Source organism: Arthrobacter gallicola (assembly GCF_014836775.1).
Classification (GTDB): Bacteria; Actinomycetota; Actinomycetes; order Actinomycetales; family Micrococcaceae; genus Arthrobacter_B; species Arthrobacter_B gallicola.
In genome coordinates this window covers 272387-292515 of the sequence record NZ_JACSQD010000006.1, presented here as the reverse complement: position 1 = coordinate 292515, position 20129 = coordinate 272387, and the positions used below count along the sequence as shown (strand labels likewise).

The 20129-nt window shown below is 63.5% G+C and carries 28 protein-coding genes and 1 pseudogene; 12 read left to right on the top strand and 17 right to left on the bottom strand.

The features are described 5' to 3' along the window. Positions 1–354 precede the first annotated feature (354 nt). Positions 355–1179, bottom strand: coding sequence for a serine/threonine-protein kinase (locus tag H9639_RS13905; RefSeq protein WP_191808668.1), 825 nt, complete (start codon positions 1177–1179; stop codon positions 355–357). A gap of 664 nt (positions 1180–1843) precedes the next feature. Between H9639_RS13905 and H9639_RS13900 the strand changes: the two genes are divergently transcribed. Beyond that, complete coding sequence (locus tag H9639_RS13900; RefSeq protein WP_191808667.1) at positions 1844–2266, top strand: hypothetical protein; 423 nt, start codon at positions 1844–1846, stop codon at positions 2264–2266. Positions 2267–2490: 224 nt separating this feature from the next. Here H9639_RS13900 and H9639_RS13895 read toward each other — a convergent pair whose 3' ends face one another. The 4 genes and pseudogenes from H9639_RS13895 to H9639_RS17295 all read right to left on the bottom strand — a co-directional run bounded on the left by H9639_RS13895 (position 2491) and on the right by H9639_RS17295 (position 4585). Further along, a complete protein-coding gene (locus H9639_RS13895) occupies positions 2491–2718 on the bottom strand; it encodes a hypothetical protein (protein ID WP_191808666.1) in 228 nt (75 codons plus the stop codon). 39 nt (positions 2719–2757) lie between these two features. Beyond that, complete coding sequence (locus tag H9639_RS17090) at positions 2758–3456, bottom strand: glycosyltransferase 87 family protein (protein WP_191808665.1); 699 nt, start codon at positions 3454–3456, stop codon at positions 2758–2760. A gap of 76 nt (positions 3457–3532) precedes the next feature. Next, positions 3533–4006, bottom strand: a pseudogene (locus H9639_RS17300) (glycosyltransferase 87 family protein); the annotation flags it as partial. A gap of 153 nt (positions 4007–4159) precedes the next feature. Beyond that, positions 4160–4585: an ATP-binding protein gene (locus H9639_RS17295; protein ID WP_404799760.1), complete on the bottom strand. Its 426-nt coding sequence runs from the start codon at positions 4583–4585 to the stop codon at positions 4160–4162. On the opposite strand from H9639_RS17295, the gene H9639_RS13880 reads away from it, so the two are divergent. Then, on the top strand, positions 4490–4948 hold the full coding sequence (locus H9639_RS13880) for a GyrI-like domain-containing protein (protein WP_191808664.1): 459 nt from the start codon (positions 4490–4492) through the stop codon (positions 4946–4948). The two genes, H9639_RS17295 and H9639_RS13880, sit on opposite strands and share 96 nt — an antisense overlap. Before the next feature lie 27 nt (positions 4949–4975). Here the strand turns inward: H9639_RS13880 and H9639_RS13875 are convergent, their stop codons facing one another. Then, positions 4976–5182, bottom strand: coding sequence for a hypothetical protein (locus tag H9639_RS13875; protein ID WP_191808663.1), 207 nt, complete (start codon positions 5180–5182; stop codon positions 4976–4978). Between the two features lie 379 nt (positions 5183–5561). On the opposite strand from H9639_RS13875, the gene H9639_RS13870 reads away from it, so the two are divergent. The 3 genes from H9639_RS13870 to H9639_RS13860 all read left to right on the top strand — a co-directional run bounded on the left by H9639_RS13870 (position 5562) and on the right by H9639_RS13860 (position 6687). Then, positions 5562–6032: an SRPBCC family protein gene (locus H9639_RS13870; protein ID WP_191808662.1), complete on the top strand. Its 471-nt coding sequence runs from the start codon at positions 5562–5564 to the stop codon at positions 6030–6032. Between the two features lie 56 nt (positions 6033–6088). Next, on the top strand, positions 6089–6310 hold the full coding sequence (locus H9639_RS13865; RefSeq protein WP_318242096.1) for a DUF4177 domain-containing protein: 222 nt from the start codon (positions 6089–6091) through the stop codon (positions 6308–6310). Between the two features lie 104 nt (positions 6311–6414). Beyond that, the gene (locus H9639_RS13860; protein WP_191808660.1) at positions 6415–6687 is read left to right on the top strand and encodes a hypothetical protein; all 273 of its coding nucleotides are present in this window, start codon (positions 6415–6417) and stop codon (positions 6685–6687) included. 11 nt (positions 6688–6698) lie between these two features. On the opposite strand, the gene H9639_RS13855 is transcribed toward H9639_RS13860, so the two are convergent. Genes H9639_RS13855 through H9639_RS13845 form a run of 3 tightly spaced genes read right to left on the bottom strand, consistent with a single transcriptional unit; the run spans position 6699 to position 8743 of the window. Then, positions 6699–7466, bottom strand: coding sequence for an SCO1664 family protein (locus H9639_RS13855; RefSeq protein WP_191808659.1), 768 nt, complete (start codon positions 7464–7466; stop codon positions 6699–6701). Further along, the gene (locus H9639_RS13850; protein ID WP_191808658.1) at positions 7466–8026 is read right to left on the bottom strand and encodes a DUF3090 family protein; all 561 of its coding nucleotides are present in this window, start codon (positions 8024–8026) and stop codon (positions 7466–7468) included. The genes H9639_RS13855 and H9639_RS13850 overlap by 1 nt, the downstream gene beginning before the upstream one ends. A 9-nt stretch (positions 8027–8035) precedes the next feature. Beyond that, positions 8036–8743, bottom strand: a complete 708-nt coding sequence (locus H9639_RS13845) for a histidine phosphatase family protein (RefSeq protein WP_191808657.1) — start codon at positions 8741–8743, stop codon at positions 8036–8038. Between the two features lie 295 nt (positions 8744–9038). Here H9639_RS13845 and H9639_RS13840 point away from each other — a divergent pair, with 295 nt between their 5' ends. Then, a complete protein-coding gene (locus tag H9639_RS13840) occupies positions 9039–9764 on the top strand; it encodes a hemerythrin domain-containing protein (RefSeq protein ID WP_191808656.1) in 726 nt (241 codons plus the stop codon). 57 nt (positions 9765–9821) lie between these two features. Here the strand turns inward: H9639_RS13840 and H9639_RS13835 are convergent, their stop codons facing one another. Continuing rightward, positions 9822–11159: an APC family permease gene (locus H9639_RS13835; RefSeq protein ID WP_191808655.1), complete on the bottom strand. Its 1338-nt coding sequence runs from the start codon at positions 11157–11159 to the stop codon at positions 9822–9824. Between the two features lie 169 nt (positions 11160–11328). Here H9639_RS13835 and H9639_RS13830 point away from each other — a divergent pair, with 169 nt between their 5' ends. Beyond that, positions 11329–11679 carry a hypothetical protein gene (locus tag H9639_RS13830; protein ID WP_191808654.1) on the top strand — a complete coding sequence of 117 codons (351 nt, stop codon included), beginning with the start codon at positions 11329–11331 and terminating at the stop codon, positions 11677–11679. Between the two features lie 36 nt (positions 11680–11715). Here H9639_RS13830 and H9639_RS13825 read toward each other — a convergent pair whose 3' ends face one another. Next, positions 11716–12285 (bottom strand): hypothetical protein, encoded by a 570-nt coding sequence (locus tag H9639_RS13825; protein ID WP_191808653.1) that lies wholly within the window; start codon positions 12283–12285, stop codon positions 11716–11718. 144 nt (positions 12286–12429) lie between these two features. Then, positions 12430–12642 (bottom strand): hypothetical protein, encoded by a 213-nt coding sequence (locus tag H9639_RS13820; protein WP_191808652.1) that lies wholly within the window; start codon positions 12640–12642, stop codon positions 12430–12432. 185 nt (positions 12643–12827) lie between these two features. On the opposite strand from H9639_RS13820, the gene H9639_RS13815 reads away from it, so the two are divergent. Genes H9639_RS13815 through H9639_RS13805 form a run of 3 tightly spaced genes read left to right on the top strand, consistent with a single transcriptional unit; the run spans position 12828 to position 15277 of the window. After that, entirely contained in the window at positions 12828–13511 is a 684-nt protein-coding gene (locus H9639_RS13815; RefSeq protein ID WP_191808651.1) for a TetR/AcrR family transcriptional regulator, read from the top strand. A gap of 37 nt (positions 13512–13548) precedes the next feature. Beyond that, complete coding sequence (locus H9639_RS13810) at positions 13549–14715, top strand: FAD-dependent oxidoreductase (RefSeq protein ID WP_191808650.1); 1167 nt, start codon at positions 13549–13551, stop codon at positions 14713–14715. 52 nt (positions 14716–14767) lie between these two features. Further along, positions 14768–15277, top strand: coding sequence for a hypothetical protein (locus H9639_RS13805; protein ID WP_191808649.1), 510 nt, complete (start codon positions 14768–14770; stop codon positions 15275–15277). 39 nt (positions 15278–15316) lie between these two features. Here the strand turns inward: H9639_RS13805 and H9639_RS13800 are convergent, their stop codons facing one another. After that, positions 15317–15589: a hypothetical protein gene (locus H9639_RS13800; RefSeq protein WP_191808648.1), complete on the bottom strand. Its 273-nt coding sequence runs from the start codon at positions 15587–15589 to the stop codon at positions 15317–15319. A gap of 266 nt (positions 15590–15855) precedes the next feature. Between H9639_RS13800 and H9639_RS13795 the strand changes: the two genes are divergently transcribed. Next, positions 15856–16701, top strand: coding sequence for a class II glutamine amidotransferase (locus H9639_RS13795; RefSeq protein ID WP_191808647.1), 846 nt, complete (start codon positions 15856–15858; stop codon positions 16699–16701). A gap of 30 nt (positions 16702–16731) precedes the next feature. On the opposite strand, the gene H9639_RS13790 is transcribed toward H9639_RS13795, so the two are convergent. From H9639_RS13790 to H9639_RS13780, 3 genes are read right to left on the bottom strand one after another with little or no spacing between them, the layout of a single operon-like run. Continuing rightward, entirely contained in the window at positions 16732–17187 is a 456-nt protein-coding gene (locus H9639_RS13790; protein WP_191808646.1) for a GNAT family N-acetyltransferase, read from the bottom strand. A gap of 59 nt (positions 17188–17246) precedes the next feature. After that, entirely contained in the window at positions 17247–18041 is a 795-nt protein-coding gene (locus tag H9639_RS13785) for an NAD(P)H-dependent oxidoreductase (RefSeq protein ID WP_191808645.1), read from the bottom strand. A 1-nt stretch (position 18042) separates the two neighbouring features. After that, positions 18043–18645: a TetR/AcrR family transcriptional regulator gene (locus H9639_RS13780; protein WP_191808644.1), complete on the bottom strand. Its 603-nt coding sequence runs from the start codon at positions 18643–18645 to the stop codon at positions 18043–18045. Between the two features lie 228 nt (positions 18646–18873). Between H9639_RS13780 and H9639_RS13775 the strand changes: the two genes are divergently transcribed. Beyond that, positions 18874–19575 (top strand): EAL domain-containing protein, encoded by a 702-nt coding sequence (locus H9639_RS13775; protein WP_263598556.1) that lies wholly within the window; start codon positions 18874–18876, stop codon positions 19573–19575. Positions 19576–19605: 30 nt separating this feature from the next. Here H9639_RS13775 and H9639_RS13770 read toward each other — a convergent pair whose 3' ends face one another. Continuing rightward, positions 19606–20097: a MarR family winged helix-turn-helix transcriptional regulator gene (locus H9639_RS13770; RefSeq protein WP_191808642.1), complete on the bottom strand. Its 492-nt coding sequence runs from the start codon at positions 20095–20097 to the stop codon at positions 19606–19608. Between the last annotated feature and the right edge of the window lie 32 nt (positions 20098–20129).

Below are 20129 nucleotides of genomic sequence, written 5' to 3'. Positions count from 1 at the left end.
TAGCCACAAACAGATTGCCCAACAGGCCAGGGATAGTGGTTCCGCGTTGGTGAGGGCGGTGGACGATCATCAATGGCGTGCCGGGTTCGAGAGCTTCGTCACGTGTTCTGAGGGTGTAGGGGACATCAGATAGACCCGACACTTCGTCCGGGCTAGCTATGACTGTTGTTCCCGCTCCCGGGCCCTGCACAATGAGGGAACCTTCGCCGCCTGGCATCGGGGCAGACACCGCGGGGCCATGTGTGGAGGAAAGCTGGCGCACTGCCTCAGCTTCCTGTTCTGCGTCCCGGGAAGCCGCCGTCATCTCAGCCCAATCAAATAGGTCGCCGTTCTCTTCGTCGTCCCATTGGCTGGTCATGCTTCGATCCCCATCCGTCGCAGATTACTTGTGGCGCTGCCGCGCTCAAACTGTGCCTCGCTGACCAAGAGGTCAAGGACGTTTTGAATGTTCTCGGGAAGTTCACCAGGTAAGGGGAGCGGACCTGCCTTTACACGTTCCACCGCCTCGTCGTACGTGTAGTCCAAGGTGGGGTCGTAGAAGGGGTGAACACCTGCATAGGCATGCCGTACAGTCACGCCGACTGAGAATAGGTCGGAGGCTTTTCGGGCCCGTTTCCCCTTGAGCTGTTCGGGCGACATATAGGGCGGCGTGCCCACAGCGCCGGGATAGAGAGTCAACGTCGTTTCCGTTGCTGATTTAGCGAGACCGAGATCAAGAAGTACAGGTGCTTCCCAATTGCCATTCCGAAGGGCAATATTGGCGGGTTTTATGTCTCTATGAATAGTCCCATCGGCGGCGTGGAGATCGCGCACGGCGGTCAACATGCCGGCGAGGAGCGCTTCAGTCTCTGCAGGCGTCGGCCGTTGGGCTCTTTCAATTCTGTCCTGGATGTCCCCACCCTCGACGTACTCGAAGTAAAGGGCTGGACGGACACTTCCCTCAAGGACGATTTTGTCGGCTTTGTGCAGTCGAACGACATATTGACTGTTTACACGAGACAAGCCATTTACCTCGCGTGCTACACGTTCGGGCGGATATCCATCGACGCATATGACTTTTATAGCCTGATCGCCCACACGCCATGTGTCCCCGAACGTTCCCCCACCCAAGAAGAGAGCGTCAGTCACTCCCAAAGCAGCAGCGACGGCCGCTGGATCATGTCGTGGGGCGCTTAGCATGCCGTCATGAGTTCAGTGACGCCTAACAATTGATTCCCCCATGGTCCCTGAATGTTTCGGTGTAGCCTATATCACTCATCGGGATTGGGGCAACGGGAGCTGGGAAGGCTATGCTCCGCGGATAAAGCTGATGTGTCAGCGCCGAGGGGCTTCTTCGGGGCACGTGGGTAACCTAATCGTTTGTGAGATGTCGGCGCGGCGTCACCCATTGACGTCTCCCGTGCACTAGGAGGCATAACACGGGTCAGGGAAAACTGCAACCCTTCGGACATTATTGCTTCCTCATACTCCCATTCTTCGGAATGGCTTTGGTGTCTGTTACGTGCTGGAACCTGAGTAGGCTTCTCCCATGGGGAAACATAGTGAAAACGCCACGGTAGTCCACGCTGAAGGGGCCAATCCGCGGAATGCAGTTCTATTTGACGTGATCGTTTGTGGCGTAGCCGTCGGTGCAGCTGTCGGATCCTGTGCTCTTATATGGTCCCAAGGTGGTGGAAACCTAGAACAGGCCTTATTAAATGCCATTGGATGCGTTGGTGTCGTCATCTCGCTTGTCGGCGTTCTGTTGGCGTATCTAATCTTTCGACGGCAGAACAGGGCTGCGAGGAGCGCAGATCTTCACCAGCGGGAGGTGTTGGGGGAACTTAGACAAGCGCTCTGGAGCGTGGATGAGAAAGTTTCGAATCTTTCCATTCGACAGGCGAGTGACAGTGTGTCGGACGAAGACGCCAATGAGGGGAGCGAAGAACCTGTCGATCTCTGGGCGGCATTTACACCGGAGGAAGATCAAAGCGAGGTCTACCTTACGAGCCCTTCAGGTAAAAGGCGACGTGTTTTCCTCCCTTCTGCTATACCGTTAGCCGTGGTTGGTGCATTGGTTCGGAAATGGACTGAAGATGGTTTGACGGGTCGCTGGACTCTCGGTGAGCTCAGGGGAGCTTTTCGCGCCGAAGGTAAGGGTAACCATCCTTGGTATCTGGTCTTTGTCCCGCCAAATGATGACAACCCGATTGTTTGGAAGGTCACACGTGGCCCTGGCGGAACCGATCACGCAGTACAGGTGCGGGATAACAAAGACTTTCGGTAGCGCGCCCTTGATGCTGTGTCGTTGGCCGTAACCCCCAAATCGATAATGATTCTGGCGGCATGCGAGGGGCTTCGATGTCGGCGTTCATGCTAAAGGAGTCCTCTGCATCCTCGGGCTCGATAGCGATAGCGGTGGAGATAGGGGAAGTGGGGGTTGGGCGCCGTCGTTATCTGCCCGGTGAGCGTGAGTTCGTCAGCGAGGAGGTTCAGCGGCGGCATCAGGCCTCAGGCATGGCGCAGGTTGCCGGCAGCGTCGACCGGCTGCCCCCGATCACGCGGTCGGCCGATCCGGGCGATTCTCGCCGGCTTCCGCACCCGCAGCACCTCGGCGGCATCTGCATCGTCATCGTCGACAAGTCCGTCGCCGTCCCCATTGACTTCCTCGATGTCGTAGGCCTCGACCGCCGCTCTGAACGTAGCTCCAGTGGACGTCCGCGCAGTGCATCTCCGCACACATGGCTAGCCTGGAACATCGCAAATAACTTGATATTCTCAGCGTTTGAACTGTTCCGGACACGCGGGTGGCGTCGGCGTCGCGTCTCGGGAGCGTGGCAGAGCACAACTTTCGGCGTGAACACCATTGACGACCGGCGGCCGTCCCTTCCTGTCCATCAGGGCAACAAACGACCACCCCACGAGCCCCACCGCCGCCCAGAAAACACCTACGCTCGAGGCCATCAACCAGGGAGCAGGAATCTGCGAGTCGAGATTGGGCGGTCCCATGAGGAACCCAATGGATTGGGCGACAGCAGAAAGACCACAACACCGGAGACCAGCAGGCCCATACCCCAGCGCCGTCCCCGCCGACGTGAAATCCCCCAGGTTGCGGACCAGGAAGGCAAGGAAAAGAGGCACCCACACCCAGTGGTGCGACCAGGACACGGGCGAGATAAGCAGCATCAGCAGCGCCGTCGCCGCGACCGCGGGCAGCTCCTCGCCGCGCCCGGAGGCCCGCCGAATAAGGACTGCCGTCACCCCAACCACCGCAACAGACAGCACGAGCCAGGGCAGACCCACGGCAAAGTCCGATCCAGCAAAATGCAGGATCGCGCCCTTGAAGCTCAGGTTGTCCACGTACCCGGCGCCGCCAATCCGTGAGGTGTCCGGCAGCAGCTCCAGCCAGTAGGTCCGCGACTCGGCCGGAAGGATCAGGAAACCAAGTCCGACGCTGGCAACGAAACCGGCCGCCATGTTCCGCACCCGCGCCAGTCCCTGCGGACCACAGGCCAAAGACCAGCGGCGTGAGTTTGATACCCGCAGCGATCCCGGTCAGGAAGCCGGTGGGCCAGGCGTTCCGTTTGATCAGAAAGTCGGACATGATCAGGCCGAACAGCAGGATGTTGATCTGCCCGAAGCTCATCGTCTCCCGCCACGGTCCAAGCAGCATCACAAAGCCGACGCCGGCGGCAGCCAGTGCGCGCAGCCCCGGATGCCTCAGCATGGCCGCAACCGAGGGCTGCCGGAACATATACGCCACGGCCGCCAGCGAAGTCGCCGCGGCGATCAGCAGCGACAAAGCAGTGAAGAAATAGAGCCCCCACGTCACCCCCGACGGGGCAAGCACGGCGAAAACCAGTGCGGCAAACGGGGGATAGGTGAAGAGCAGGCTGCTGCCTTCACGGTAAACGAGTTCCTTGGTGTACAGCTCCCCGCGGGCGTCCAGGACACTTTGTCCGCCGCTGAGATAGACGCTGAAATCCAGTCCGTGAAGAGGGGAAACCCGGAACGCCAGGGCGGTCATGGCCACCCCGGCAACAACCGCGCTGAGTGTCAGTGCCAGTGTGCGGAGTCTGAGCGGGCAGGAATTGTCGATGGTGCCGGGTACGTCGCTGAGTGTTGCTTCTTTCGCAGGTAAGCCAATGTGCGGCATACAGGTGGAATGGTCAGGCCGGGTTCAGCCGCGGGTCCCAGCTAACCTTCCCCCGTGGCCCCGGATAGGACCGGGCACTCCGGACCGGCGTCGGGCGGGCATTGTGGGGCTGGCGGGATCGTTAGGAGCGGCGTCCGCACCCGCAGAAACCCGCAGACCGCCGTCGGGCCGTGCCGTGACGGTGAGGGTTCCGTCGTGGGCCTGGACGATGCTCCGAACGATGGCCAGTCCCAAACCGGCGCCCGCCTGGTCCGAGCGCACCCGGTCCGTGCCGCGCTGGAACGGTTCGGTAAGGTGAGTGCACAGGACAGGGCGCGCTAACCACCCACCCGGGCGGGCAAAACCGTGGAAAGCATGACGGACATCAAGATCACCGAACGCCCCGAGCAGGCGACGGCTGCCATTCGCGGGCAGGTGCCGATGGCCGGACTGGCAGACTTTTTCGCGCACGCGTTCTCCGACATCATGGCGGCTCTGCAGAAACAGGGTGTGCAGCCTGTGGGCCCGCCGTTCGGCAAGTACTACGGGCAGCCCGGAGCCCTGGTCAACGTCGAAGCAGGGTTCCCGGTTCCCGGCATCATCGATCCTGCCGGGAACGTTGTGCCGGGGCATCTTCCGGCAGGAAGGGTTGTCGAGGCGACGCACGTTGGTTCGTTTGACACTTTGGCAAACACCTACGCGGATGTTGAGAGCTTCTTCACTGATCACAAGCTCAAACCGCGCGAAGTGATGTGGGAGAACTACCTTGCAGATCCCGAGACCGAGCAGAGCCCGGAGAACGCGCGCACCCAGATCTGCTGGCCGGTCGACTGAATCCGGAACCTTTCCACCGGGTGCCGGCTAGGAGCCGTTGCCCCGGCGCTGCGGGCGAAGGAGCATAACACCCGTTCCCAGCGCAGCAGTGAGCAATCCGAGCCCTGCGGCGAGCCAGAGCTGCCCTGGTCCGGGCGATCCGAAAAGCGCCGGAATGCTCAGGACGAGGGCTGCTGCCGCCAGCGACATCGCGAGCAGCAAACCAATGAAGATCCGGTTCGGTTTGTTTTGCATCAATGATCCTTTTGTTGTGGCCGAATTGTGCGGGCCTAGTTCACAAGGGAAAGTCAGTGCCTGACGGCGGCAGCGGAGCCAGGCTTTTCGCGCTGCAGCCCGTGCCATGCGAGCAGCACTACCGCAAGGATGGGAAGGGCTGCACGAAAGGCGGACTTCATTGTTTCCTCCTGGCCGGTGGTAGCTGTCCGGCCACCCTAGACGGCGACGGAACAGACCTCAAACGGTGCTTCCTTCGGCCCATCCGTTTCGGGATGTGTCATTTAGAGGCGCGGCTCGTCAGCCTTGTACCGGTACTCGTGCCGGAGGCGCTTCACGAAAACCTCTCCGACGCAGATGGAAAGCCCCGGGCCCGCCTGCTAGCTGCAATACTCCACAGATGACCGTTTCCTTCGAATGCGCCACCCGGACCACCATGCCCAGTGCCGAGTTGTTCGACCGTGCGCGGAACATCGACGCCCACAAAGACTCGATGGCCCGGTCCCGCGAAGAGGCGGTCGCGGGTGTGACTACGGGCCTCATTTCCCTGGGCGAGGACGTCACCTGGCGGGCTTGGCACTTCGGTGTCCCGCTCAGGATGACGAGTCGCATCACCGGCATGGAAGCCCCCGACTACTTCGTCGATGAGCAGGTCAAAGGACCGTTCAAGCGGTTCCGGCATGAGCACGAATTCAAAGAGGATTCGGCCGGCACGGTCATGATCGACCGCATCGAGTTTGAAGCTCCCTTCGGCCCGCTTGGCCGACTGGTGGAGAAACTGGTGCTGGGCCGTTACATGCAGAACCTCATCGATTCCCGCAACAGATTCCTTGTCATGGAACCGAATCAAGACCAAACTCCAGCGCCATAGGAAATCCCCAGGTGGGCCACAGCCATCCGGTAGCATTCCCTTTCTAATCGACAAAAATGGGGGACATCATGCCGCACTATGTAGTTCTGCAAGTAATTCTGAAAGAGAAATTCATGGGGTCCGGATCAGGAAATCTGACGTCCCTGGAACAGGCCATCAACGAGCAGGCTGCGAAGGGGTACCGGCTCCACACGGTGACCACCGCGAGCAGCGGCAGCAAGGGTTTTGGCGGTGGAGACCGGATCCAGGCGACGATGGTTTTCGAAAGTCTCGGCTAACTGCGGTGGAAGATGGCATGAGCCAGGGGAAGACTTCGGTTCCTCCCGCAACAGACCCCCAAAGGACACGTTTCAGTGGGGCGGCCATAACGGGGATGCTCCTCGTGACGATCGTCTGGGTGATCATCACCGGTCCGCTCATCAGCATGCTGGGCCGGGGAGGCTCCGGCGACCCCACCTTGGACTTCATTGTCTTGTCCGGCCTGATTGTCCTGCTCGGAGGGGTAGCGGGATTCATCGTGGCACTCATCAGCGGAAACAAGAGACGCGCCGCCCGCCTGTACATCATTCCGTCCCTGATCTGGCAGGGAACGGTCCTGGCCGCTGTTGTTTGGCTGGTGGTCGCTCTGGCCAATTACGATCCCTACGGAGGATAAGGAGACCCTAGCTAAAACAGTGGCCAGGGAACGGCAGGCATCCCGCCGCTCGGGCCGGGGAACACCGCCGTCGTGCGCAGCCGCACACAGCGCGCGGCAAGCGCCTCGATTTCCTCGGCGGTCAGCAGCTCAGCCAGCTTCTCGCCAAGCTCACCCTCCAAAGCAGTGAGAACCCGGTCAATTCCTTCAAGTTCCTCGTCGGTCAGCTTCTCGCCGATCCATCCCCAGAGCACGGTCCGCAGCTTGTGCTCGGCGTGGAGGGTGACCCCGTGGTCCACGCCGTACCGGTGCCCGCCGGGCATAGCCAGGACGTGATTGCCTTTGCGGTCGGCATTGTTGACGACGACGTCGAACACCGCCATCCGCCGCAGCACCGCAGTGTCTTCATGAATCAGGGCGACGATCTGCCCGGCCTGGTCCTCGCCCTCGAGCACGAGCTTGAACCCGGACTCCGGCACCTCACCAAGAGGTACCAGGTCCACCGCGTCCTGCTCCGGATCGGCGTCCTGCCAAAGCTGGACCATGCCTTCGCCCAAGGGCCCGTCGCGCAGCCAGGTGCGCGGCACGATGTTCCAGCCCAAAGCCTCAGACACCAGGTAGGCGGCGACTTCACGGTGGGCCAGGCAACCGTCGGGGAAATCCCACAGCGGCTTCTCGCCCGCAATGGGTTTATAGACAACTTCCGCGTCGCCGATGCTGCCTAGGAACGTGGCGTTCGACGCCGTCGTAATCCGCCCGGTGAGTGTCAGCTCATCGGTGAGCAGGTCAGGCTCCGGCATTAGTTTTCGGGGAGGGCGCAGGTGTGGCCGTCGTCGTCGATCGGCTGTCCGCAGATCACGCAGATCGGACGCCCGGCGCCCACCACTTCCCGCGTGCGCTTCGCGAAGGCCCGGGCAGTGCCCACCGGCATCCGCACCCGCAGCACCTCGGCGGCGTCAGCATCGTCGTCGTCGCCTTCCTCGAGGAGCCCGTCGTCGTCCTCATCAACTTCCTCGAGGGGGTAGGCCTCGATGACGACCTGCGCCGTCGTCGGATCCCAGCCCAGGCTCATCACGCCGGCGCGGAACTGTTCCTCCACAGTGTCCAGATCGTCGTTGTCGACCAGCTCCAGGGGAGTGTTCGCGGGCACGTGGAAGGGGTTGCCGTCGATGGTCATCAGCTGGTCGAGGATCTCATCGATCTTCTCGGCGAGCTGGTCCGCCTGCAGCTTCTCCATGGCGATGCTGATGAGCTGCTTGCCTGCCCGCGCCTGCAGGTAGAACGTGCGCTGACCGGGGACGCCGACGGTGCCGACTACTACGCGGTCCGGCCAGTCGAAATCGTGAACGGTTGTAGGCATAGGACTACTTTAGGCTCCTTGGACGCGCGGTGCTGCGTGGCCTGCGCCACCACCGACCGGCGCATCCTGCGCTCCGTGGACAGCAGCCAGCCAGGAGAGGTCTCCGGCGTCGGTATTGGTGGCGTGCACGGTGGGCCGCCCCGGGCCGTAGCGCACGATCGACACGGACGCCGGCCCGACGTCGATCCGCTGGAACAGATCCAGGTGCATACCGAGCGCGTCGGCCAGGACCGACTTGATGATGTCCCCGTGGCTCACCGCCACCCAGACGGCGCCCGGACCGTGCTCGGCCTCGAACGCGGCGTCGTGCCGCCGGATCGCCGCCACCGACCGGGCCTGCATCGCAGCCATGGACTCACCGCCGGGGAAAACGACGGCGGAGGGCTGGGTCTGCACGACCTTCCACAGATCCTCTTTCGCCAGGTCAGCCAGGGTCTGCCCCTGCCACTGGCCATAGTCGCATTCGGTGAGGTCGCCGTCGACCGGCGCATGCGGGCTGCCCGCCTGCTGGTCGAGGATGAACTGCGCGGTCTGCCGGCAGCGCTCGAGCGGACTCGACACCACTCCGACCAGGGGCACGACGGCGAGCCGTTGCCCGGTTGCGTCCGCCTGGTTCCGGCCGACGTCGTCGAGGCTGACCCCGGGGGTCCGCCCGGCCAGCAGGCCCGAGGCATTCGCTGTGGTGCGGCCGTGCCGCACGAGGATTACTGTTGCCATGCCCCCAGCGTAGTTCCCTGCCGCCCTAAGGCGGCGGCAAGGCGGGGACAGCTGACACCGTGGGGTGAGGGGCCGGCGTCGTCACCACTGAAAGGATCTCCGATCTCGAATCCGACATCAACGATGGCGAAGACCGTCGGCGCGGTCGTGACGAGGAATCCCGCTAGAGGGGGCCGTGGGTGTGTGCCGTAGTGCGTAGCCCCGTTAGGTTCGTTCATTGTGTGGTGTGACACGGCGCACTTAAACTGTTGTCGGGCGGCCCGGTCCAGCCTGAACACCGTAAGGGGCGATCCAAATGGCCGACTTTTTTACGGCTGAACCCGGCGAAACCGCGGCTCCCCTGCCGCCGGGGCCCATCCTGTGCACCGGGACCGCGGGAATGCGGCGCATTCACCGATTTTTCCTCTGGGCGTACGACGAGGCGCCCGGCCTGGTGCAGTCCACCGCGGCTGGAGATACCGTCCGCGCTGCGTACGTGGGGGAGGTGCTCGGAAACTTCGACGGTACCCTTCACATCCACCATGAGGGCGAAGACCTGCTGATGTATCCGCAGCTGGCCGACCGGGCGCCGGCGTGCGCGCTGCATGTAGCCCAGATGCTGGAGCAGCACCGGAAGGTGACGGACCGGCTTGAGGGGATCGACCCGGTCCGGCGGCGCTGGATGCAGACGGCAGGCAAAGCGGTCAGTGAGGAACTCGCTGAACGCTACGAGGACCTGTCCACTCTGCTGAAAGTGCATCTGCGGCGCGAAGTCACTGAGGTAATGCCTGCTGTGGACAGGGTCCTGAACGAAAAGGAAATGAACGCGGTCGGCCAGCACGGGATCGACCAGCTCGACAAGAAATTCCTGGTGAGCTACCTCGGTATGGTGTTGGCCACGAATCCTCCGGAAGACCGGAAAGAACTCTTCAAGGAAATCCCTGCGCCGGTTCGTCTCGCCTACCGCGTCGTCGGGCGTCGAATGTATCGGCGGCAATATTCGACACTTTTTCCCGGGCGCGACATTCCCGAGACGCTTTAGTCAGGTTGTCGGAAACCCCTCTGCGCCGTCGTCCGCCCGTGGACTCCCCGCCACCGATCAGTCCGCACTCACCCGGTCCTCGCGCTTGCGCCGGGCCCGGGCGGCAAGGAACAACAGGGATCCGACCGCTACATAGGCGGCGGAGCCGAGCCAGATGGGCCCGGTTTGCTGTGCCAGGAGCACGATGCTCGCAATGATCGCGAGGACCGGCACGAACCGGGGCGCGGAGAAGTGGTCGTGGTCGACTTTGTCCTTCTTGAGGACGAGCACGCTGACGTTGGCGGACAGGAAGACCAGGAGCAGGAGCAGCACGGTGGTTTCGGCCAGCGAGGCGACATTCCCGGTCAGGGTGAGGATGATCGTCAAGGCGGCAATGACCACGATGGAAACCCAGGGCGTGCGGCGGCCCGGCAGGACGCGGCTGAAGGCCCGGGGAAGCAGTTCCGCTTCTGCCAGTCCGTAGCCGACACGGCTGGCCATCACCATAAACAGCAGCGCACCGTTGGCGATGGCGATCAGCGCGATGAGACTGAACAGCCAGGGTGGGACGCCGACACCGCTCGCGGCAACGACGTCGAGCAGGGGTCCGGTCGAATCGGCCAGCTCAGCCGGGGGCAGGACGATGACCGCGCTGAGCGCGATGAGGAGATAAACCAGCCCTGCGGTACCAATGGCGCCGAACAGGGCGCGGGGGTAGGACTTGGAGGGTTTCCGTACTTCCTCGGCCATGTTGGCCGCTGCCTCGAAGCCGAGGAACGAGAAGAAGGCGACGATGGAGGCGGCGAAGGCCCCTTCTAGGGGTGGTATGTCCGGCGCGAACTCGAGGAGCCGGGAGGGCTCCCCGTTGCCGGAAGTGAGCACGATGGCGCCGACGAAGATGACGATGGCGAGACCGGTGACCTCAATGATGGACGCGACGAGGTTGGCGGTGAGGGACTCCCGGACACCGCGCAGGTTGATGAGTGTCAGCGCGATGATGAACGCGACCGCTGCGGGAGCGGAGGGCACATCGATGAGTGCGTTCAGGTAATCGCCCGCAAAGGCGTTCGCGAGGGCGGCGGCCGTGGTGATGCCCGAGGCCATCATCAGGAATCCAACGAGGAAGGACAGGTAGGGGATGCCGAAGGCCCGGTCCACGTAACGCGCTGCACCTCCGGCATGCGGATACTTGGTGATCAGCTCCGCGTAGGTCGCGGCGGTGAGCATCGCGGCGACCAGTGCGATCAGCAGGGGCAGCCAGATGGCGCCGCCGACATCGGCGGCCATGGTGCCCACCAGGGTGTAGATGCCGGCGCCGAGGGTGTCGCCCACGATAAATGCGAACAGCAGCGGCGTACCAATTGCCCGCTTCAACCCCGTTTGGGGTTTCGATGCCGTGCCGGGATCCTTTGTCATTGGCCTATTGGAATTCGTTTCCCATTCCAGCGCAAGAGAGCGTCCCAGCTTCCGGAGCCTGAACTGTTATTCACCTGGGCGAGGCGCCTGCCCGAAACCGCTACGCCGGCGATCGGGCCGCCGGGTGCCGGCCCTGGCCGCAGCAGCGCCTACTGGCTAAGGTGAGCGGATGGCAGCACGGCTCTCGCGTCTCCTGACAGCGACCACGGTATTTCTCCTGGTGGCGCTCCTGGTGCTGATGATCGTGGACGGGTTGACGGCGGCGAACCTCGGCCCGTGGAGCAACGCGGTCATCTGGGCGCTCGCCGTCCTGATTCTGATTCGCCTGCTGACCCGCGCTGGATCCTGGCGTTCGACAATTGCAGGTCCATTGGCTGGTTCTGCATCCGTTCAATCACGAATGTTCGGTTTCACCCCCGGAAGCTCACCGATTGAGCATTCCAGCGGCCCTGCTTACACCATCTCCGAGATAGAAAATGATGAAAATCATCGGTGCGGCCGAGACGGTGGGAACCTTTAAAGTCCCCCGCACGTGGTCGAGGGATCGAGCATTCTTCTATGCGATCCAGGTGTAGTTCCCATCGGATCGGACTTCCCAGACGGCAGTGACGGGTGGTTCGCCGTCGTCGTAGGGTGAACGCACGATTACGGTGACTATGTAGACCAATCTGTCCGGGTCGAGGGCTGCCTCATAGGTCAGGTTTGGCCCCCGCCCCCACATGGACGCGATGATGTCGATTGCGTCATCGGGAACGACGACGTCCAGCGTGGGCCATGCCGCTGCTTCTTCGGGCGAATAGCCATAGTCCAGGAGGGCTTCTCTCGCTTTCGCGAGGTCCTCTGCGCTTGCCTGTGGGCCCAATGGCTGCGGTGCGATCGCCTGCTTAGTCGGTGTCTCCTGAACCTCCGGTGCCGGAACCGGCGTAGAGGGGGAAGGAGCTTCCGTCGTGGGCGCCGGGGATGAGGAAGCGGCGGTTGGCACCGACGGCGTCGGCGTGACGGACGTGCTGCTGCCCGACGGCGTCGCTTCTGCTGGCGAGCCGCTGGCCGTGCAGCCGGCTGTGGTGAGTACCAGGGCAATCGCAATGGTCCCGGTGACTGTGTATCTATACTTGTCCGCTCGCATGATCCCCCCCATTTTTAGCCTTTGGCCGGTGCTTATATCCACGGAGGACCTCCGGTATGACGGGCTCCGGATTGGCACCACCTCGCCCGGAGGTCCTCACCTCAATCAGTCACGTGTTCAGCGTGCGCGCCGCGCTGAACCTAGCTACTGGTCCTTGTGCTTCGCCTTGAAATTCTCGTTGTCGGCGTTCAGACCCTCAGCCAGATTGGAATGGACTCTGGTGCGCGGGTCGGACTGGTCCTGGTTGCCGCTGCCATCCGGAACGTCTTCTCCCAGATTCTGCATGAAGTTGTCAGCGGCGTTCTCGATCGCATTCTCCGGTTCAGCCTTCGGATCCTTCGCATTCGCGTCGGCCACGATGCCCTCCTCTGCCTCGACTATCAGTAACCTTACGATCCCCACTCTAGGTACCAAAGTCGTCTTCTGGCCAGTCGGCCTCCTGCAGCCCGGGATCCTGCAGTCCGGGTCGTCGGGCGGCAAGAGCCGATTGGGCATCCTTCAACGAACTTGTTTGTAACGAACATGTTCGCTACGCTCGCCGTATGAAGAAACCAGCAGTAAGCCGCCGCGAGCGGCCAGCGAAACCGGCGCTGTCCCGCCAGTGGATCATCGACACCACGATCGAGATCATGCGCACCGAGGGGCTGGAAAAGGCGACGATGCGCCGGGTGGCGCAGGCGCTGGACACCGGCCCTGCCTCGCTCTACGTCTACGTGGCCAACACGGCCGAGCTGCACGCGGCGGTCCTGGAGGAGTTGACCGGCTCAGTGCCCGCAGCGGAAGAGGGCGACTGGATGACCCGGCTGGACGCGCTCTTAGGCAGTTACGCAGATATTCTCTTCACCTATCCCGGTCTGGCCCGCTCCGCCCTCGTGCTGCGTCCCGTCGGCCCGCACTCGCTGGCACTGTTCGACCGCGTTCTTGGCCTGCTCCTCGACGGCGGCATCGAACCGGAGCGTGCGGCCTGGGGTGTTGACCTGCTTCTGCAGTACGTGACCGCCACCGCTGCCGAACACAGCCCCGCTGCGCCGTCGAATGCTGCCGCGAGTGAGTACGCGGATGCGGAGAAATTTGCCGCAGCCGTCCGCGGCGCCTCCAAGACTCCTCGGCTGGCCGCCCATATGGACGCCGTGCTTAGCGGCACCCCCGACCAGCGTTTCCGATGGGCACTTCGAGCGCTCGCAGCCGGTATCGCCGCCACGCCAGTCCCCGGCACGGGTGCCTGACCCGCCCATCGAGCATTCACCGCAAGGAGCAGCGCTTATGACAACACACCATCCCATCGCTATCATCGGGGGCGGCCTCGGCGGTCTCACCGCCGCCCGCGTCCTCCACACCCGGGGCATCGAATCCGTCATCTTTGAGGGTGAGCCGCACCGTGACGCGCGCACCCAGGGTGGCATGCTCGACATCCACGACTACAACGGTCAGTGGGCGGTCCACGCCGCAGGACTCATGGAGCCCTTCAATGGCATCATTCACCAGCGCGGGGAAGCGATGCGCGTCCTTGACCACACCGGCAGGGTCTATATAGACGAGACCGACGACGGCGCCCTCCGCCGGCCCGAGGTGGACCGCGGGGACCTGCGCAACCTCCTCATAAACTCCCTCCCCGGCGACACCATCCGCTGGGGGCACAGGGTGGCCGGCGTACATCCGGTCTCCGGCCGGCCCGGCACGCACGAGGTCCGGTTCACGAACGGCAAAACCATCACGACCGACCTTCTGATCGGTGCCGACGGCGCCTGGTCCAAGGTCCGCCCGCTGCTTACCGACGCACGTCCCGAGTATGCCGGCGTCTCGTTTATTGAAGCCGATCTCCGCGGCGGCGCCGAGAAACATCCCCTCGAAGCGGCCGCAGTGGGCTCGGGCATGCTCTTTGCGTTCAAAGACACCACCGGGGTTCTCGGCCATCTGGAAACGGATGGAACCCTGCACACCTACCTGGGCCTGCGCTGTCCGGAGGACTGGATCGATTCCGTTGATTTCTCCGACGACGCCGCGGCCAAACGCGCGGCACTCGGCCTGATCGAAGGCTGGGATGATGGCCTGCGCGGGCTCATCGCCAAGGCTGACTCGGGGCTAACGCCCCGCCGGATCCACGCGCTGCCCGTAGGTATCCGTTGGGAACGCAGGCCAGGGGTAACGCTCCTGGGCGACGCCGCCCACCTCATGTCTCCATTCGCCGGAGAAGGCGCAAACCTGGCCATGTTTGACGCAGCTGAGCTCGCCTTGGCTATCGCCGCCCACCCGGGGGACACTGAGGCGGCCCTCGCCGCGTACGAGGCCGAGCTGTTCCCACGTTCCGAGGAAGCGGCCAGCGAGTCAGCCCAAAGCCTGGACATGCTCTTCCGGAAGGGATCACCACAACCGCTCGTGGAATTCTTCCAATCCGTGGGGTCCCACACCGCTGTTCCCGAAGTTCATTAGGCTTTCGCATCGGTACCCGCCTGCGGACCCGGCACGGCGGTACGCTGCTGGCATGACCACCCCACCAGAAAGCCGTCGGATCACCGTCCGGATGTTCCCGGACTACGCCGGGAGCGTGCTGTGGCTCGGTGAACCGGTGGGCTACGAGCGCACGGGACTGACACCGGAACTCATCCACGCTCTCCAGTCCTGGGAAGAGTCCTACTACCAATCCCTGACTCCCGATCTCGACTGGATGTCTGCGGACGCTGCCCACCGGTTTACGGCCGAGGGCAACCGGCTGGCGGGGCTCGTGGCGGACGAGCTCGGCGAAAGGTACGACGTCGCGTTCACCTCCTACGAAGACGGCGCGCCGGCCGGGATCTTCCACTCGCCCGTCCCAGCCAGCAACGCGAAGGCAGCCGCAGCGTTCGACGCCTTGGCCGCCGCACTTCACGCGAAACTGAATGATGAGGATCGCGGCCAGGACCCGGCGCGGCAAGGGGAAGCTACGGGGTGGTATGCGTGGTCTCCGCTGGCAGACACCTCGTTCGGCCCTCGGAGACGGGAGCAGGAAGAGTAACCGGAAGCCGGAGTTCGCCGGGCTCAAGCAGCGAAGGACTCAGCCAGATTCCCTGGCCATCACCGGCTCTTCGCTTACGTCGGCGGAACGGATCACCAGGGACGCCGTGATCAGCGTGGCGGAAAGCAGCACACACGGCACCAGCAGGAGCAGGTAGACCAGCGACACCAGCACGGCTGCCGGTGCTGTTTCCCAGACCTCGGGAAGCAGCAGGAAATTGCTGCTGTCCCCGATGCCGAAGTTCCGGTTAATGAAGGGTCCCAAAGCGATCAGGACGACGGCGGCGAGACCCAGCCGCGTCCCAAACCTCATGGTTGATCTGGCTAAAGCTGGCCCGGACATCGCGCTCCCAAGGGTTGGACGGAGAAGCATTCCTGAACTGCACCTGTGTGGCCCTGAGTACGGTCTAAGCCCGCAGCGGTATCAAGGCGCCGGCGTCCTCCAAATAGCCCGGTGCTATGGAGCTGCCGCTCGTTCTGTGCTCCACTATCGTTACGGCCCGAGCGATGTGATGATCGTGAAGCCCACCCCCTCGGACCCCCGGCTTGGAACTCCGGCCCGATCCGAAGGAGACGACAATGTGTCGTTGGCTAGCATATTCCGGTTCCCCCGTCCGCTTGGATGACCTGCTCTACAACCCCACCAATTCCCTCGTGATGCAGAGCAAACACTCGAAACTGGGTGCCGAGACCACAAACGGGGACGGGTTCGGCGTCGGCTGGTACGGCGCTGGACCAACGCCCGGACTCTTCCGCAGCACCGAGCCCGCCTGGCACGACCGCAACCTGCGGGAGCTCGCGGCCCAGGCCTCCGCGGGCCGGGTCTTCGCGCACATCCGCGCCACCACCGGCACGGCCATCCAGCAGACCAACTGCCATCCGTTCCGCTACGGCCAGTGGCTGTGGATGCATAACGGGGTGCTCGGCGACTTTCTCAAGGTGAAGAGGGATTTGGCCCTGGCGGTCGACCCCAGCCTCTATCCACTCATCGAAGGTTCAACGGACTCCGAGATGTTCTTCTATCTCGCGCTGACCTTCGGGTTGGAGGAGGACCCCCGCGCAGCGGTCGCGGAGGCCGTGGCCTACATCGAGGACACCGGGCTGCGACACGGTGTCGAACATCCCGTGCAAATGACGGTTGCAACCACCGACGGCGACACCACTTGGGCCTTCCGCTACTCCAGTGTGGGTAACGCCCGATCGCTCTTCATCAGCAGCGACGTCGCGACCCTTCAGGCCCAGTACCCGGACCATGAACTGCTCAGCGGACTTTCGGAGGACGCCCGGCTGGTGGTCTCCGAGCCGCTGGGAGATCTCTATGGTGCGTGGCAGGAAGTGCCGGAAGCGGCGTGCGTCGTTGTGCACGGCGGGGAGCAGGCGCTGTACCCGTTTGTGCCCGCGTCTCCACTCCCCGAAGCAGTTTGAGCCGGCGGCGGGCGCTGATGGGCGGGTGCCTTACTCGTTGAGGACCTTGCTGAAGAGCAGGAAGTCGCCGTCCTGGCCTGCGGTTTTGTAGCCCGCACTCTGGTAGAGGAGGCGGGCCGGGTTGCTTTGGTGAACGCCGAGTTTCGCCACGCTGGATCCGCCGAGGCTGGTCCTCTGCTCGAATGCCTCCAGGAGGAGCCGCCCGAGTCCCTGGCGGCGGTGGCTGTGGAGGACCTGGATCGAGACCAGCGTTGCGGTGCCGCTGTCGGGGAGCCACATAGCAAACCCCAGCCGCTGTCCGTCGGCGTCCACGCAGAACAGCGTGTGGGGAAGACAATCAATCCAGAGCGCGAGGTTCCGGTCGAGGGCAGCCAGCCACCCCTGGAGTGCAGCCGGCTCGATGCTCTCGATGTACTCGCGCTCCTGCCGGAGGATGAATGGCAGGTCGTTGACTTCGGCGGGTCGAAGGCGTGTTTGCGGGGTCATGGAACAGAGCATCTCACGTCAGGTTCAGGCCTTTTCACCACCCGCGGCACTGAAACCGCCTAGTCCGCCACGTGAATCCCCAGGTCGGTCCGGCCGGGCAGGATGTCTGCGCGCAAGGCGCGGGTGCCGCGGTAGTCGCCGTCGCGCAGGGTCCGGAAACGGCGCGGAGTCTCCGCATCCAGGGCGTCAAGCCGTGCCCTTAGCCGCTTAACCTCCTGGTCAAGGCGGCCGGTGTCCAGTGCATCGGCGTCGTACACCACGTGCAGATCCAGTGTCTCGATGCCCGTGTACCAAAGCACCCCGTGGGTGATCGGGAAGAGCAGCGACTCCAGATCCCCACTGATGCCGCGCGGGCCGATCGAGCCCTCATCTTCCCCGGCAGTCACGACGACGAGCGCCCGGCGCCCGACCAGCCCGCCGTCGCCGTACCGCCGCGGGACACCGAGCTCCGGGTCGAGGTCGCCGTAGGCGAACCTGTCGGTGAGTACGCGGTCGAACCAGCCCTTCAGGATCGACGGGGGACCGTACCACCAGAGCGGGAACTGCAGGATCAGCAGCTCGGCCGCCGCGAGTTTGGCCTGCTCGGCCTGCACCTCAGCCGGCAGCTGGCCGACGGCATAGGATTCCCCGGCCTGCTGCGCAAGGTTACCTGGCACGCCGGCCAGCTCACCGAGGTCGCCGTCAGCCAGGACGGGATTGAACTCCTGGGCATACAGGTCGGAAGTTGCCACCTCGTAGCGGGTGGAGAGCGCTTCGACTCCCTCGCGGAAAAGCCGCCCATTGAGGGACTCAGCGCGGGGATGGGCGGTCACCCAGAGGGCGCTGCCGGGCGTCGGGGGATGGGAAATTGGCATATCAGTCCTCCTGGGTGGAGCCGTTGCTGCCGACGACGGCGAGAACGACCGTGGTGAGCGTGCCGCTGGCCTTCTCGGCGCTGATCCTGCCGGCGAGGGCCGACCGGGCCAGCGCGTCGCCGGCACCGATGATGGACTGCAGTCCCGCGAGGTCGATGGGGCCGGCGAGCGGTTCCAGGGCCGTACGGCACATGGCCAGGTAGGCATCCTCGGCCTCCTGCCGCACGCCGGCAAGGGTGGAGAAACCCGCAAGGGCGGCGACGACGTCGGCCAGCTCCCGGCCTTCGGCCAGGCAGCAGTCGATATACGCACCCGCGACCAGCCCCGCCACCACAGGGAGTTTTGGTTCCGCATCTGCGAGGGCGGCGGCCAGCGTGTTCCGTTGCCGGGCTTCGAATTCGCGGTATAGCTCGGCGAAGACTCCTGCCCGGTCGCCGAAATGGTCATACACCAGCGGCTTGGTCACTCCGGCCCTTTCGGCCAGCCGGCCCAGGGTGAAGCCGTCAGTTCCGGCGTCGCGGATGAGCTGGCGGGCCACCTCCAGCAGCTGAATCCGGCGCTCCGGTTTGGCGAGCCGCCGCCGTGGTGCTGCGGTGTCGGTCATGCTGGCTCCCATCGTCGGTAAGTTACTGGTAGTAACTTACCGTTGGTAACCGCAGGCGTCTAGGGGCCCACAACGAATTAACCTGGATAGACACTTTCAACAGACGCGGCTAATTGCGCGTGGGGTAAGCGGAAACCGTCGTACTATACGGGGACCTAAACCACCGAATGAGGCCCAATGCCCTGTGAAGGCTGCACGACCGCTCCAAAACTCGATTTCGATTTCAGTATGGCCTTCCAGCCGATATACGACGCCGGTGCTGGACGCGTCTGGGGCTACGAGGCGCTGGTTCGCGGCGTGGCCGGCGAGGGGGCCTATGAGGTCCTGGCAAAGGTTTCGCCGGAGCAGCGGTACCGGTTCGACCAGGACTGCCGGGTCAAGGCCATCGAACTGGCCTCGCGGCTTTTCCCCGCGGGAGAGGAGCTGATGCTGTCGATCAACTTCATGCCGAAAGCAGTGTACGAACCTGCTGCCTGCCTCCGCGCGACCCTGCAGGCGGCCCGGCAGTTCAGTTTTCCAATGGCCTCCATCATGTTCGAATTTACCGAGAATGAGGAGGTTGCCGACCCCGCTCACCTCACGAACATCATCACGGAATACCGCAAACACGGTTTCACCACCGCACTCGATGACTTTGGCGCCGGGCACGCGGGGCTGGGCCTGCTGGCCGACTTCCAGCCGGACCTGATCAAAATCGATATGAAACTCATCCGCGGTATCGACACCAGTCCGGCCCGCCGCGCCGTCGTGGCGGGAATTATCGCCATCGCCAAGGAACTGGACATTGTGCTGCTGGCAGAGGGCATCGAGACCGAAGCTGAATTCCGGGTCCTCGAGGCAGCCGGAATTCGCTTGTTCCAGGGATATTGGTTTGCGAAACCAGCCTTCGAGGAGCTCCCGCCGGTGCGTGCCGGTCACCTGACTGTCTGACGGCTGGCTCCATGGCCAGCTTTGTTCTTCCTAGCCGCCTAGCTTTCGGAGCAATTCTGCGAGGGTCGCTTGCTGGTCGGGCGTAAGTGATTCAAGGATTGAACGCTCCACAGCGACGTGGTCGGGGAGTACGGCGTCGACAAGGTGGCGTCCTTTGGTGGTGAGGTGGACCTGCTTTCGGCGCCCGTCGCTCTCACTGGCCGCTCGTTCGATCAGGCCGTCGGCCTCGAGCTTGTTTAGGCGCTGGGCGATTGCACTCGAGGTCACCATTGAGCTTTCCAACAGGTCCTTGGGGGACAGGGTATAGGGAACACCTGACCGGCGGAGAGTTGCCAGGACGTCGAATGTCGCCGCATCAATGCCGTGCAGAGCGAAGTTGCGTCCCAGTTGCTCGTCTATTCGATGCGCTGCCCGCGATAGACGGCCGATGACGGCCATGGGGCTTACATCCACGTCGGGGCGTTCGCTGGCCCACTGCTCCAACACCGTCGAAACATGATCCTGGTTCTGTTCCTTCGCCATCCGACCACCCTAGTCAAAAGCTAAGCACTAAG